Below are 11,635 nucleotides of genomic sequence, written 5' to 3' on the forward strand. Positions count from 1 at the left end.
GACGATATATTCGTAATTTCGTATATACGCAAGTATGAACATAAATTCCGAAATTATGGAGCGGGCGGCGGATCAGGCGAGCGAGTTGCTGAAGGCGCTCGCCAATCGGCATCGCCTGCTGATCATCTGCCAGCTGATCGATGGCGAGCGCTCGGTTGGCGAACTTGCCGAGTTCCTGAACCTGCGGGACTCCACCGTGTCGCAACATCTTGCGCTCCTTCGCAAGGATGGCCTGGTGTCCGCTCGGCGTGAGGCGCAGACGATCTTCTATTCGATCGCCAGCGAGCCGGCGCGCGAGGTGCTGAAGACGCTCTATCAGGCATTCTGCGCGCCAAAGCCCGCCAGGACCAAATGAACCCTAGGAGCGCTTGGGAGAGGGTGCCTTGAGCAGGATCAACACGCTCTATCCCGACGCAGATGAAATGAGCCGCGCAGCAGCGTGGTGGTGGTTTGATCAAGACACGGAATGTTCCATGCGATGTCTGACGAGATGTTTGGGCTTACTGGCCGCATTCGCGGCGACCGGCCTGTCTGAAGCACCGGCGACGGCGGCCGAGACGCTCGTCGTCACGGCGCAATCGATCGCAGACGAAAAGGCGGTATTCGCCACGGTCGAAAGCATCAGCGTGGTGCCGGCGCGCGGACGCATCGGCGGCACCGTGGCTCAGCTCAAGGTCAGGGAAGGGGATCGCGTCGCCGCCGGGCAACCGATCGCGACCATCGGCGACGACAAGCTCGTGCTCCAGATGAAATCGCTCGACGCGCAGATCGAAGCGCTGCAGGCGCAGGCGAACCAGGCGCAGCTCGACTTCACCCGGACCGAAGGGCTGGTCGAGCGCGGTATCCTGCCACGGGTCAAGCTCGACGAGCAACGCACCGCGCTGAACGTCGCCGAGAACGGCCTGCGCGCCAAAACGGCCGAACGTGCGGTGATCAACGAGCAGCTCAACCAGGGCCAGGTGCTCGCGCCGGCGGATGGTCGCGTGCTGAAGAGGCTCATCACCGTGGGATCCGTGGTGCTTGCCGGCGATCCCATCGTCACCGTCGCCCAGCAGAATTTCAAGCTGCGCCTTCGCGTGCCGGAGCGGCATGCTCGCTTCCTCAAGGCGGGGGACAGAATTCGCATCGACGGTGCGGAGTTCGTCGGCGAAGCCGCCAAGTCGGGCGTCATCGACCTCGTCTATCCCCAGATCGAGGAGGGTCGTGTCATTGCGGACGCGACCGTCGAGGGGCTCGGCGAGTATTTCGTCGGCGATCGCTTGCGGGTCTGGATCGCCGGCGGGGCGCGGCGGGCCTTCGTGATTCCTTCGAGCTATGTGACGACCCGTTTCGGCATCGACTATGTCCAGCTCCGGAAGGGCGGCGAGACGATCGACGTGCCGGTGCAGCGCGGCCGTGAGATGCCGACGCCATCGCTTCCGGATGGCCTCGAGATAGTGTCGGGCATCCGGGCCGATGATCAATTGGTGCGGCCGTGAATCTCGGGCTGTCCGGACGGTTGACCAGGTCGACCATCGCATCACCGCTTACGCCACTATTCCTGCTCGGGGCTCTCGTCGTGGGGCTGATCGCCGTCGTGGTGATCCCGCGCGAGGAGGAGCCGCAGATCAGCGTTCCCATGGTCGATATCCGCGTCAACGCCGACGGTCTGCGCGCGCCCGACGCGGTCGAGCTGGTGAGCAAGCCGCTGGAATCGATCGTCAAGGGCATCGACGGCGTCGAGCATGTCTACAGCCAGACCGAGGACGACCGCGTGATGGTCACCGCGCGTTTCCTGGTGGGCACCAAGTTCGAGGATGCCATCCTGCGGGTTCACGAGAAGATCCGCGCCAACCTCGACCGCATTCCCGTCGGCATCCCCGAGCCGCTCATCGTCGGCCGGGGCATCAATGACGTTGCAGTGACGGTGCTGACGCTATCGCCCAAGCCGGAGGCCGCCAGCCGCTGGACCGACAAGGACCTCTACGAGCTCGCCGACAAGCTGCGGGCCGAGCTGATGAAGGTCGACGACATCGGTCTCACCTACATCTCCGGCGGTGCGGCGCAACAGATCCGGGTCGAGCCCGATCCGGAGAAGCTGTCGCTGTTCGGTATCACGCTTCAGCAGCTCGTGGCCAAGGTGAAGGACGCCAATCGCTCGTTCCTGGCCGGGCAGGTCCGCGATGCCGGCATCGTGCGGAACGTCGCGGCGGGGCAGACGCTGTCCGGCATTCCCGACATCGGACTGTTGCTGATCACGAGCCGCGACAGCCGCCCGGTCTACGTCAAGGACGTCGCCTCTGTCGTCGTCGGTCCAAGCACCATCGAGCATCGTGTCTGGACCGATTCCCGTAACCCCGCCGGGCAGTGGGCGCGAACGCCCGCCGTCAGCCTGGCGCTGGCCAAGCGGGCCGGTGCCAATGCCGTCGTCGTGTCCGAGAACATCGCGAGGCGCCTCGAAGGCTTGAAGGCGCGCCTGATCCCCGGGGATATCCAGGTGACGGTGACGCGCGACTATGGCGAGACTGCCAACGAGAAGGCCAACGAGCTGCTGTTCCACCTCGGCCTTGCGACCCTCTCGATCGTGGTCCTGATCGCGATCGCGATCGGCTGGCGCGAGGCGCTGGTGACGTTCGTCGTGATTCCCACGACGATCCTGCTCACGATGTTTGCGGCCAATCTGATGGGCTACACCATCAACCGTGTCAGCCTGTTCGCGCTGATCTTCTCCATCGGCATTCTCGTCGACGACGCCATCGTCGTCGTCGAGAACATCGCGCGGCACTGGGGCATGCGCGACGGCCGGCCGCGCCTGCAGGCAACCATCGAGGCGGTGGCGGAGGTCGGCAACCCCACCATCGTCGCGACGTTGACCGTGGTCGCCGCGCTGCTGCCGATGCTGTTCGTGTCGGGCCTGATGGGTCCTTATATGGCGCCGATCCCGGCCAACGCGTCGGCGGCCATGCTGTTCTCGTTCTTCGTTGCGATGGTGGTCGCGCCCTGGCTGATGCTCAAGTTGGCCCCGAGGGGCGAGGTCGTCTCGGTGCATGCGGCCCACGATGAAGGCCGGCTCGGCCGGCTCTATCGGCGCTTCGCCACGCCGATCGTGCGCAGCAAGCGGTCGGCCTGGACATTCCTGCTCGGCGTCGGCATCGCGACGCTGCTGTCGATGACGCTGTTTGCAACCAAGTCGGTGACGGTCAAGCTTCTGCCGTTCGACAACAAGTCCGAGATCGCCGTGGTCGTCGACCTGCCGGAAGGCGCGAGCCTGGAGGCGACCGAGCGCACCCTGTTCGAGGCGGCCGCGATCGCGCGGCGATTGCCGGAGGTTACCTCGCTGCAATCCTATGCCGGCACGCCGGCGCCCTTCAATTTCAACGGGCTGGTGCGTCACTATTACTTGCGCCAGAGGCCCGAGCTCGGCGAGGTGCAGGTCAACCTGGCCGCGCGCGGTGAGCGCAAGCGGGCGAGCCATGAGATCGCGCTCGAGCTGCGCGAGAAGCTGAGGGCGCTTGATCCGCCTGCGGGCACCAGCATCAAGGTGGTCGAGGTCCCGCCCGGGCCGCCGGTGCTTTCGACGCTGCTCGCCGAGGTCTACGGTCCTGATGCGACCACGCGTCGCGCAGTCACGGCCGAGCTCAAGAAGGTGTTCGCGGAGGTGCCGTTCGTCGTCGACATTGACGATTCCATTGGCGAGAAGCGGCCGCGGCTGCGGCTCTCGATCGACCAGGACCGGCTCGAATTCTTCGGCGTCGAGCAGCGCGACGTCTACGACACCATCCAGACGCTGTTCGGCGGCATCTCGATCGGATACTCGCATCGTGGCGAGGACCGCAACCCGATCGAGATCGCGGTGCATCTGGGAAAGCGTGATCTGGTCTGGGACGAGGCGCTGGCCTCGACGCCGGTGCCGGCCAACACGTTGCCCGGCAGCAAGACGGTGGTCGAACTCGGCCAGGTCGTGAAAGCGACCCTGGAGGAGGGATCGCCGAGCATCTTCCGCCGCGACGGCCGCTTCGCCGACATGGTAATGGCCGAGCTTGCCGGGCGCTTCGAGGCACCGCTTTACGGCATGCTCGCGGTTGCCGATCGTGTCGATGCCCATGATTGGGGCAAGCTGCCGAAGCCTGCGATCAGCCTGCACGGCCAACCATCGGACGAGTCGCGGCCTACGCTGCTGTGGGACGGCGAGTGGGAGATCACCTGGGTGACCTTCCGCGACATGGGCGCCGCCTTCGGCGCGGCCATCCTCGGCATCTACGTGCTGGTCGTCGCCCAGTTCAGGAGCTTCCGTTTGCCGCTCGTGATCCTGACGCCGATTCCGCTGACGCTGATCGGCATCCTGATTGGGCACTGGCTCCTGAGTGCGCCGTTCACCGCGACCTCGATGATCGGCTTCATCGCGCTGGCCGGCATCATCGTGCGCAATTCGATTCTGCTGGTCGATTTCATCCGGCACAGCGGTGGGGACGGCAAGTCGCTTCGGGAGGTGGTGCTGGAAGCCGGCGCGGTCCGCTTCAAGCCGATCCTGCTCACCGCGCTTGCGGCGATGATCGGGGCTGCGACCATCCTGCTCGATCCGATCTTCCAGGGATTGGCGATCTCGCTCCTGTTCGGGCTTGCCTCGTCAACGCTGCTCACCGTGCTGGTGATTCCCGCGATCTATATCGCTTTGCGCGCACCGCGCGAGGCACCTCCGAGCACAGGCAAATCCAGCTAATGAGGGTCCGATGGACAAGAACTACGTCGACATCACCAGGAACATCTCCGCCAACTTGAAGAAGCTGCGAAGCGATATTCCCGACACCATGAAAGGATTTGCCGCGCTTGCCCAGGCTGCGACGCGCGACGGCGCGCTGGACAAGAAAACCAAGGAGCTGATGGCGCTGGCGCTCGGCGTCGCCGGACATTGCGACGGCTGCATCGGCTTTCACGCCGAGGCGCTCGTCAAGCTCGGTGCGACGCGCGAAGAGATCGAAGAAACGCTGGGCATGGCCGTCTACATGGGCGGCGGGCCGTCGCTGATGTACGCGGCCGACGCGATTGCGGCGTACGAACAGTTCCAGCAGCAATCGGCCGCCGGATAACGGCGGTCGCCCGACAGGATCAAACGAACGGGACCGGCGAGTCGTCTCGTCCGGTCCCAACCGTCAAGCCTTTATCGATTACCAGCGATCGTCGACGCCCACGCCGACGCTGACGCCAGGCGCGCGAATGCCGACGCCTGCGCGCGGCCCGTCGTCCCAATCGCGATGATAGGTGCGACGCTCGTAGTAGCGCTCGCGCGGCATGTAGTTATAGGAATCGCGCACGATCACGCGCGAACCGCCGCGCGTGCGATAGCAACGGCCGTCCTCGTCGCAGACTAGCCGAACCTGCTGAACCAGGTCCGGATTGGTGTACTCGCTGGTCGCGTAGATATCGGAAGCCTTCGCCCCCGACACGGCTGCCAAGGCACCCACGCCCGCCAACAGCGTAATCGCAAACGTCTTCATCATGTCCTCCTCCGAAACTGCCCTCGGCCGTAACAAGAAAGGGAGGCGGGGATCGTTCCCGGCTGGAATGCTGGTTTTTCCCGGGAACTTCGGCTTTGCAGCGGTTGTTCCCGACATCTCAAGTGGGGAAAATCAGGCACGTGGTCGTGCCATGAGCGAGTAATCGGCCCTGCGCATCCGTCACACGTCCGTCGGCCGTTCCGATGCGACGTCCGCAGTTCAGAACCTTGCCCTCGGCCGTGATCAGGCCGGTCTCCGGCGTGATGGGGCGCAGGAGCGAAATCTTGAACTCGATTGTCGTCTGGCCGATCCCCTTGTCGAGGGTCGACTGGACCGCCAAGCCCATGCAACTGTCGAGCAAGGTCGCAGTGAGACCGCCGTGCACCGTACCTGCCGGGTTGAGGTGAGCGCCGGTCGGCACCAGCGCGATGACGACGCGGCCGTTCTCCGCCTCCACCACATCGTAGCCGAGCGTTTGCGCGATCGTGTTGAGGGGCAGGGTTCCGGCGGCAAGGCCCTGGACGAACTCCAGCCCGCTCATCTGCTTCTGTCGTTCGGCCTCGACCGTTCCATATCTCTTGGTGATCATCTGAATCTCCCCATCGCACTCACCCGTGTCGGAGTTGCGAGGCGTCGGCCTTTCTCCGGAAGGTCGATGGCGGACGTCCGTAGAGTCGCGCGAACGCGGTGCTCATGCGGCGCGCGCTCGAAAAGCCGGAGCGTTCGGCGACGATGGCCATCGGAAGATCGCTTGTATCAAGCAGGTGCCTGGCGCGCCGCACTCGGACCGACAGCGCCACCTGCAATGGAGACGCATCGAGATGTCGGGCGAACAGGCGCGCCAGGTGCCGCGCACCGACTCCCAACTGTTCAGCCAGCCGCTCCACGCTGCCGTGGTCGAGCTCTCCTTTCTCGATGAGGGCGAGCGCACGTTCGACTGTGGTCCTGGAGCCTTTCCATGCAGGGCAGAACGGCGCTGATTCCGGGCGGCATCTCAGACAAGGACGGAAGCCAGCATGTTCGGCCGCGGCCGCGCTGCGATAGAAGGTTACGTTGCGAGCGAGGGGCGTGCGCGCCGGGCAGACGGGACGACAATAGATGCCCGTCGTTTTCACCGCGACGAATATCACGCCGTCCAACGCGACGTCGCGGCGGCAAAGAGCGCCGTACTGAGTGTCGAAGTCGAGCATGGAGCTCGCTATAGCGTCCACATTCTTGCAGTGCGAGTCCGATGCGATGACGGCGTCCGAAAACGACCGGGCGAGACCTCCATTGTCGCGGTCGCGCTAGATCGGCTCGTAAGTCTCGGTCCCGCAGATGTCGTCGGGCTCCGCCCGCCGGCGGTCCACGACCTTCCCGCCATTGATCGTCACGATGTAGGTCTGGGCGCCCAGCGAGGAGCCGGTCGCGGAGGTGAGCTGTGCGCGGACGCAGGCGGTCCAGCCCGGCCCTCGCACCTCGCGATGAGGCGGGGCGACGTGCACCTCGCGCGGATAGGAGGTGGTGAGGAAGACGACGTCGATCTGCTCGCGCACCACCCGTTTGACGTCCGGCGGCGCTTCGGGCGGCGGCTGCTCGGCCTCTTTGATCCGCATGAACTCCGGCACCGGCGCGCGGCTGTCGGCAAAGCCGCAGGCAGCGAGCGCGAGCGTGCCGGCGAGCAGCGCCGCATGAGCAACAATCCGTAACATCCCTGAGGATCCCCTGCGGGCGAACAGATAGGCACGAATGCGGTGCGGCGAAGTCCTTGCCGATCAAGATTTGCTGAACTCTCCATCCAATCTTGAAACCCGCGGCATTTGCTATTCCGCGATTGCGGGCTAGTTTGCACCCCAGAGGAAGGGGATTGCACCAATGAGGATTTTGGTCATTGCGGCCGCCGTGCTGGGACTGACGGTTGCCGCGGCTCAGGCGCAGAGCCGGCGGCAACCCGCTGACGCAGCCAAGCCGGCGGATAACAAGCCCAAGGTCGACGAGAAAGCCTATAAGGCCGCGCTCGAGCGCATCCCCGAGCCCAAGGACAAGTACGACCCGTGGAGCGGAGCCCGCCCGGGCGAGCCGGCCAAGAAGCCGAAATAGAACAGGCGGGCTCCGGCTCGGCTTTCGAATCCCGCGCCCGCGATCTCACGGTGCACCCGCCCAAGGTGCGCGGCGAAGCCATTCGAGGCGACGCCGCTATTCATCGAGGAAAGGTGACCTTCTGCTCGCCCTTCAGCGAGGCATCGCGCGGACTATTGCACAAAGGCGAGGCCGACGCGCTTGTCACTGCACCAAACTGTGCGACAGTTCCGTACGAACTCGTCACGCGCGATCGAGAGCGTGAACGATGGTGGCAAATCGACGGGGGCGCCGAGGTCGATTGCCGCCCCGCTCGCCGACATGTTGCGCACCGTGCAAGCGATGCCGTCGTGCTCGAAGCTGATCGTGCCACCTTTGAAAACACGGTGGCGTTGTGCTGTCCGCCTTTCGCTTTGCGCTCACGCAGCTCTCGCTTTTTGGATCACCCCGGCAACATCGCGAACGCGCTGGACACCATTGCGATCGGCTTGTTGTCGCTGGCCGACAGCAGCGTGACGCGGCCAAAGCTCATGGTGCGCCCGAGCCGCACCACGCGTGCATCCGCCAACACGTCCGACGAGGAGACCGCGCGCATGAAATGGGTGGTCTGGTCGACCGTGGTCATCGGGCGATAGCCGCGATTGGCCGTGAGGATCGCGATCACCATCGCGGTGTCGGCGAGCGCCATCAGGGCCTGGCCGCAGACCACGCCGCCATTCCGGCACAGCCGCTCCGAAAACGGCATGCGCAGCAGCGCGGCCGGCTGCCAGTCCGGCACGTCCGCCGGCGGAGCGTGCTCGATGCGCTCGACCGCAAGGTCGAGATCCTGGACCCAGGGCGCAAAAACCTCGCCGAGGATGCGTCTGGCGTCGGCGAGGCCGAATTCGACGTCTGGCTGCATTTGCATTGCTGTCGCGCTCTCCTGTATTTCCGGATGTTTCGCCCCATTGTGCGCGCACCGGCGCGGCAAAGTCACCCGGTCTCGTGCCGGTCCCGTCGGCTTGAAAATGCCCGACTTGGCCCGGTATGATGCCTGGCTTGGGTACGGGTGGATGATGTTGCGTCGGTGCGTCCTCGTTTTTTCCATGGCTGCGCTCGGCCTCGCGCTGAGCGGGTGCACCAGATGCGGCCCGATCTGGGACGACTGGCTGCATGGGCCGAAATCGTGCAGGTCGGATCGGCTCTAGCGGGCCGCGAGCGCCGGCGACCAGGATGACGCGGCGCGGGCGATCCGTGCCCCAGGGATGATCAAGGAGTAGAGAATGAAGCTTTTCCGTTTGGCCGCGGTGCTGGCCGTCGTGCTGGCGGGACCTGCCTACGCGCAAATGCCAAATCTCAATTTGCTGCAGGACGTCCCGAGCAAGACCCCCGAGGAGAAGGCCGCGGAAGCCGAGCGCGACAAGGCCTACAAGGAAACGCTGAAGAAGATTCCGGATTCCAAGGCGTCCAACGATCCCTGGGGCGGCATGCGCTCGGATCCGCCGAAGCAGCCGGCGCCGAAGGCCTCGGCGGCAACCAGCGCGCCGAAGAAGTCGAAGGGCGGCACGGCCGCCAACTGACGGCGGCTCCGTTCGGGGCGGCAATAGCCGTTCGGCCGGGACTCCTCTTCGTCCGGCCCGCGCCCTACATTTGGCCGTGAGCGTTGTGCGTAGAGGAGGGCAAGGACATGGCCGATCGTCCGCGGGATCTCGCCGAGCGGATGGCGCGCCGGCGCAAGGCGGCCGGCAAGCCCGGCCCAACGGTCGGCGACGGCTATCTGCGCGAGACCTTCACGCTGCCACGCGCGGCGGCGCGGCAACGGGCGCAGGCCTTCTTCGCCCGCTACCCCAAGGCCGGCTACATGAGCGCGGTCGAGACCTGGCGCGAACTGCCCGGCGGCGACATCGAGTTCACGATGCGGCGGCTGCCCAGCGCGGATTAAGGCGCGATCCTTTTCGAAGATCGCTGCGCACTTTTCCGGATCATGCTTGAGCGCCGGCTCGATCCGGAAGTCTTGCTAGTCGAGGGTTTCGGCAACGATGCGGATCCGGAATACGGGCTCCTTGGCCTCGTCGAGCAGCTCCATGTGCCATTCGGAATTTTCCTGGAGCTTGCGGGCAATGCCGGCGGTCATGTCGGCACAGACGCTGGTCATCTCCTTCCAGGCGGAATCGCGATCGGCGAATTCCGTCGCCTGATCGGCGCAGCCGGAATAACGGCCATTCCGGATTCGAAAGAAATAGAGCGGCATGGCTGGCACCGATCGCGCGCAATGGCCTCGCCCCCAAGGCCATGGGCAGGCGCAGTCCAATCCCAAACCAGCTTCAGATCAATTCCGGGCGGCTACGGATGATGCAGCCGCCCTCGCGGTGCGGCGCACGCTCCGCTACGACCATCGATCCTTATCCGGCCGGTTCAGACTGTGCCGCGGCCGATCGCTTCAGCTCCCGATCGATCCGCAGCTGCACGCGCCGGATCGCGAGCAGGTCAATTTTCGTCTCGGTCTTGCCGGTCTTGACCTGCTCGCCAATGCGGAACTGCCATTGCCAGATTCCGGGGATCGCCGTCTTGGCGATGGTGAATTCGATGCCCCTGTGATTCATGGCGGCCTCCCACGATTCACTTTCCATCATCGCTAACATGATGGTCGTAACAATATTCCGCAGACAAGAAAAATCGGTCCAACCCCGTGGTTCTCCGTCCATGAACAGAGTTCCTGGGCTGCGCCCCCGGTTGCCGTTCGCGCAGAGATCGAGACTCCGCGCGCGCCGTTCCCGCCGGAAGGGGCCTTGGTTTTAGCAAGCTGCGGCACGTGCCTTGCTTGGGCTGAGGACGGTTAAGCAACAGGGCCCGCGATGCTCGGCATTCCCCGCCGCTACAGTCATTTCGTGTTCGGCATCATCCAGTCCGGACTGACGTCGTTGGTCGCGGCGGGGATCGCCAGCTTTCCCGCCGACAATGCGATGACGTTCGTCGCGCACTGGATGGTGTCATGGCTGATCGCCTGGGCCGCGATGTTGCCGATCGTGCTCCTGGCCGCGCCGGCGATCCGCGCTTTCGCGCTGCTTCTGACGCAGGAGGAGAGGGATCCGCGGGCCGGCCGGCAGGCATGAAAAAGCCCCGCCTGGGGAGAGCCAGGCGGGGCAGAGAAGTTATTGGAGGCTGAGGTGCTGGGCTGCAACACCATAGCCGCGCTATCCTAGCCCGCTCCGCTTACGGCAGCCTGACAGGCGGCAGGCTTCCGAGCTCCGCTCGAGGCCGCAGACTGGCCCCGCACCGGTCCCAATTTCGACATTCGTTCGCACAACTGCGGACACACCGGTCGGCAAGATTCCGGATCGTTCGGCGCAGCCATGGGGGAAACGTGGCACGCCGGCAACGGGGTGGCATCATGGATAACGTAGAGCGGTCATTTGCCGCCGCGACGGCGGCTGGCTTCGTCGTGCTGGTGATCGGCCTCGTGCTGCTGGCGCTGCTGTAAGACCGCCGCGTAGCAGCCGTGCTCTGCGGCGACCGGGGGCAGGCCCCGCCGCCATCAAAACTGGAAAACAACCCCATGCACAGTAGACAGCGTGGGAATGTCTTCGCTCTCTCAATGGCTTAGAGGTAGTATTTAGATACCTCAATTGTGCGCAACCGCTGTTTCGGGCCTTGCGGCGTCACCATGGGCTGAGGCGCCCCGCCGAAACCGACCACCGTCAGCGAGGACGCGGGTGGCGCGCCGTCAGCCGTCGCCCGTTGCGGGCCTACGAACCCGACTCCGGCAGCACTTAGTGGATCTTGATTTCGTTCAGGGGAAGATGGAGCTCGCTGACGCGTTCCTCACGATCCTTCTTGCGGAACTCGTTCTCCTTGCGCTCGAACTTCATCATCTCCTCATGCGCCGCCTGCAGCAGGCGATTGCGCTTGATCGTTTCGCGGTGCTCGTTTTCCGTCATGACTGAGATCCCCAGAATTCCGGTCTCTCCCGGAGAAGGCCGGAGACCGCGAAAAGGTTCGGTGCCGAAGGATTACGGAATTATGACGGCGGCGGCCGGCTGTGCCTTTGATGGAGGTCAGCTTCGGTCGGGGGGCGCCGCCTCTCAAAAAAAGCCGCGGCCCGTCAACGAATGCCGCGGCGCTAT

The 11,635-nt window shown here is 64.8% G+C and carries 17 protein-coding genes; 8 read left to right on the top strand and 9 right to left on the bottom strand.

Features of this window, described 5'->3' with window-relative positions:
* Window positions 1-55: 55 nt before the first annotated feature.
* The 4 genes from P6U31_RS13565 (at window position 56) to P6U31_RS13580 (ending at window position 5,066) form a co-directional block, all read left to right on the top strand.
* Entirely contained in the window at window positions 56-355 is a 300-nt protein-coding gene (locus tag P6U31_RS13565; protein ID WP_407189842.1) for an ArsR/SmtB family transcription factor, read from the top strand.
* A 118-nt stretch (window positions 356-473) separates the two neighbouring features.
* The gene (locus P6U31_RS13570; RefSeq protein ID WP_407188947.1) at window positions 474-1,478 is read left to right on the top strand and encodes an efflux RND transporter periplasmic adaptor subunit; all 1,005 of its coding nucleotides are present in this window, start codon (window positions 474-476) and stop codon (window positions 1,476-1,478) included.
* Entirely contained in the window at window positions 1,475-4,699 is a 3,225-nt protein-coding gene (locus tag P6U31_RS13575; protein ID WP_407188948.1) for an efflux RND transporter permease subunit, read from the top strand. The genes P6U31_RS13570 and P6U31_RS13575 overlap by 4 nt, the downstream gene beginning before the upstream one ends.
* Window positions 4,700-4,709: 10 nt before the next feature.
* Window positions 4,710-5,066 (top strand): carboxymuconolactone decarboxylase family protein, encoded by a 357-nt coding sequence (locus P6U31_RS13580; RefSeq protein WP_407188949.1) that lies wholly within the window; start codon window positions 4,710-4,712, stop codon window positions 5,064-5,066.
* 78 nt (window positions 5,067-5,144) lie between these two features.
* Here P6U31_RS13580 and P6U31_RS13585 read toward each other — a convergent pair whose 3' ends face one another.
* The 4 genes from P6U31_RS13585 to P6U31_RS13600 all read right to left on the bottom strand — a co-directional run bounded on the left by P6U31_RS13585 (window position 5,145) and on the right by P6U31_RS13600 (window position 7,165).
* Window positions 5,145-5,477 (bottom strand): hypothetical protein, encoded by a 333-nt coding sequence (locus P6U31_RS13585; RefSeq protein WP_407188950.1) that lies wholly within the window; start codon window positions 5,475-5,477, stop codon window positions 5,145-5,147.
* 115 nt (window positions 5,478-5,592) lie between these two features.
* Entirely contained in the window at window positions 5,593-6,063 is a 471-nt protein-coding gene (locus P6U31_RS13590) for a PaaI family thioesterase (protein WP_407188951.1), read from the bottom strand.
* Between the two features lie 19 nt (window positions 6,064-6,082).
* Entirely contained in the window at window positions 6,083-6,664 is a 582-nt protein-coding gene (locus P6U31_RS13595; RefSeq protein ID WP_407188952.1) for a bifunctional transcriptional activator/DNA repair enzyme AdaA, read from the bottom strand.
* A gap of 96 nt (window positions 6,665-6,760) precedes the next feature.
* Window positions 6,761-7,165 (bottom strand): hypothetical protein, encoded by a 405-nt coding sequence (locus P6U31_RS13600; RefSeq protein WP_407188953.1) that lies wholly within the window; start codon window positions 7,163-7,165, stop codon window positions 6,761-6,763.
* 163 nt (window positions 7,166-7,328) lie between these two features.
* On the opposite strand from P6U31_RS13600, the gene P6U31_RS13605 reads away from it, so the two are divergent.
* Window positions 7,329-7,553: a hypothetical protein gene (locus P6U31_RS13605; RefSeq protein WP_407188954.1), complete on the top strand. Its 225-nt coding sequence runs from the start codon at window positions 7,329-7,331 to the stop codon at window positions 7,551-7,553.
* Window positions 7,554-7,705: 152 nt separating this feature from the next.
* Here P6U31_RS13605 and P6U31_RS13610 read toward each other — a convergent pair whose 3' ends face one another.
* Both P6U31_RS13610 and P6U31_RS13615 read right to left on the bottom strand, forming a co-directional pair.
* Window positions 7,706-7,897 (bottom strand): PilZ domain-containing protein, encoded by a 192-nt coding sequence (locus P6U31_RS13610; protein ID WP_407189843.1) that lies wholly within the window; start codon window positions 7,895-7,897, stop codon window positions 7,706-7,708.
* Between the two features lie 77 nt (window positions 7,898-7,974).
* Window positions 7,975-8,439, bottom strand: coding sequence for a PaaI family thioesterase (locus tag P6U31_RS13615; RefSeq protein ID WP_407188955.1), 465 nt, complete (start codon window positions 8,437-8,439; stop codon window positions 7,975-7,977).
* 355 nt (window positions 8,440-8,794) lie between these two features.
* Between P6U31_RS13615 and P6U31_RS13620 the strand changes: the two genes are divergently transcribed.
* Both P6U31_RS13620 and P6U31_RS13625 read left to right on the top strand, forming a co-directional pair.
* Window positions 8,795-9,091, top strand: coding sequence for a hypothetical protein (locus tag P6U31_RS13620; RefSeq protein WP_407188956.1), 297 nt, complete (start codon window positions 8,795-8,797; stop codon window positions 9,089-9,091).
* A 107-nt stretch (window positions 9,092-9,198) separates the two neighbouring features.
* Window positions 9,199-9,453 (top strand): hypothetical protein, encoded by a 255-nt coding sequence (locus P6U31_RS13625; RefSeq protein WP_407188957.1) that lies wholly within the window; start codon window positions 9,199-9,201, stop codon window positions 9,451-9,453.
* A 75-nt stretch (window positions 9,454-9,528) separates the two neighbouring features.
* Here P6U31_RS13625 and P6U31_RS13630 read toward each other — a convergent pair whose 3' ends face one another.
* Both P6U31_RS13630 and P6U31_RS13635 read right to left on the bottom strand, forming a co-directional pair.
* Window positions 9,529-9,762, bottom strand: a complete 234-nt coding sequence (locus P6U31_RS13630; RefSeq protein ID WP_247552281.1) for a DUF6894 family protein — start codon at window positions 9,760-9,762, stop codon at window positions 9,529-9,531.
* Window positions 9,763-9,913: 151 nt separating this feature from the next.
* A complete protein-coding gene (locus P6U31_RS13635) occupies window positions 9,914-10,114 on the bottom strand; it encodes a hypothetical protein (RefSeq protein ID WP_407189844.1) in 201 nt (66 codons plus the stop codon).
* Between the two features lie 252 nt (window positions 10,115-10,366).
* Between P6U31_RS13635 and P6U31_RS13640 the strand changes: the two genes are divergently transcribed.
* The gene (locus tag P6U31_RS13640) at window positions 10,367-10,624 is read left to right on the top strand and encodes a DUF2798 domain-containing protein (protein ID WP_407188958.1); all 258 of its coding nucleotides are present in this window, start codon (window positions 10,367-10,369) and stop codon (window positions 10,622-10,624) included.
* Window positions 10,625-11,281: 657 nt separating this feature from the next.
* On the opposite strand, the gene P6U31_RS13645 is transcribed toward P6U31_RS13640, so the two are convergent.
* Entirely contained in the window at window positions 11,282-11,449 is a 168-nt protein-coding gene (locus P6U31_RS13645; protein ID WP_407188959.1) for a hypothetical protein, read from the bottom strand.
* Window positions 11,450-11,635 lie beyond the last annotated feature (186 nt).

It is taken from the genome of Bradyrhizobium centrosematis (assembly GCF_045571495.1).
GTDB classification, from domain to species: Bacteria; Pseudomonadota; Alphaproteobacteria; order Rhizobiales; family Xanthobacteraceae; genus Bradyrhizobium; species Bradyrhizobium centrosematis.

Coding starts and splice junctions, on each gene's coding strand:
- P6U31_RS13570 (WP_407188947.1), top strand. CDS start 474: ATGCGATGTCTGACGAGATGTTTGGGCTTACTGGCCGCATTCGCGGCG.
- P6U31_RS13625 (WP_407188957.1), top strand. CDS start 9,199: ATGGCCGATCGTCCGCGGGATCTCGCCGAGCGGATGGCGCGCCGGCGC.
- P6U31_RS13620 (WP_407188956.1), top strand. CDS start 8,795: ATGAAGCTTTTCCGTTTGGCCGCGGTGCTGGCCGTCGTGCTGGCGGGA.
- P6U31_RS13595 (WP_407188952.1), bottom strand. CDS start 6,664: ATGCTCGACTTCGACACTCAGTACGGCGCTCTTTGCCGCCGCGACGTC.
- P6U31_RS13590 (WP_407188951.1), bottom strand. CDS start 6,063: ATGATCACCAAGAGATATGGAACGGTCGAGGCCGAACGACAGAAGCAG.
- P6U31_RS13565 (WP_407189842.1), top strand. CDS start 56: ATGGAGCGGGCGGCGGATCAGGCGAGCGAGTTGCTGAAGGCGCTCGCC.
- P6U31_RS13580 (WP_407188949.1), top strand. CDS start 4,710: ATGGACAAGAACTACGTCGACATCACCAGGAACATCTCCGCCAACTTG.
- P6U31_RS13630 (WP_247552281.1), bottom strand. CDS start 9,762: ATGCCGCTCTATTTCTTTCGAATCCGGAATGGCCGTTATTCCGGCTGC.
- P6U31_RS13600 (WP_407188953.1), bottom strand. CDS start 7,165: ATGTTACGGATTGTTGCTCATGCGGCGCTGCTCGCCGGCACGCTCGCG.
- P6U31_RS13605 (WP_407188954.1), top strand. CDS start 7,329: ATGAGGATTTTGGTCATTGCGGCCGCCGTGCTGGGACTGACGGTTGCC.
- P6U31_RS13640 (WP_407188958.1), top strand. CDS start 10,367: ATGCTCGGCATTCCCCGCCGCTACAGTCATTTCGTGTTCGGCATCATC.
- P6U31_RS13645 (WP_407188959.1), bottom strand. CDS start 11,449: ATGACGGAAAACGAGCACCGCGAAACGATCAAGCGCAATCGCCTGCTG.
- P6U31_RS13635 (WP_407189844.1), bottom strand. CDS start 10,114: ATGAATCACAGGGGCATCGAATTCACCATCGCCAAGACGGCGATCCCC.
- P6U31_RS13615 (WP_407188955.1), bottom strand. CDS start 8,439: ATGCAAATGCAGCCAGACGTCGAATTCGGCCTCGCCGACGCCAGACGC.
- P6U31_RS13585 (WP_407188950.1), bottom strand. CDS start 5,477: ATGATGAAGACGTTTGCGATTACGCTGTTGGCGGGCGTGGGTGCCTTG.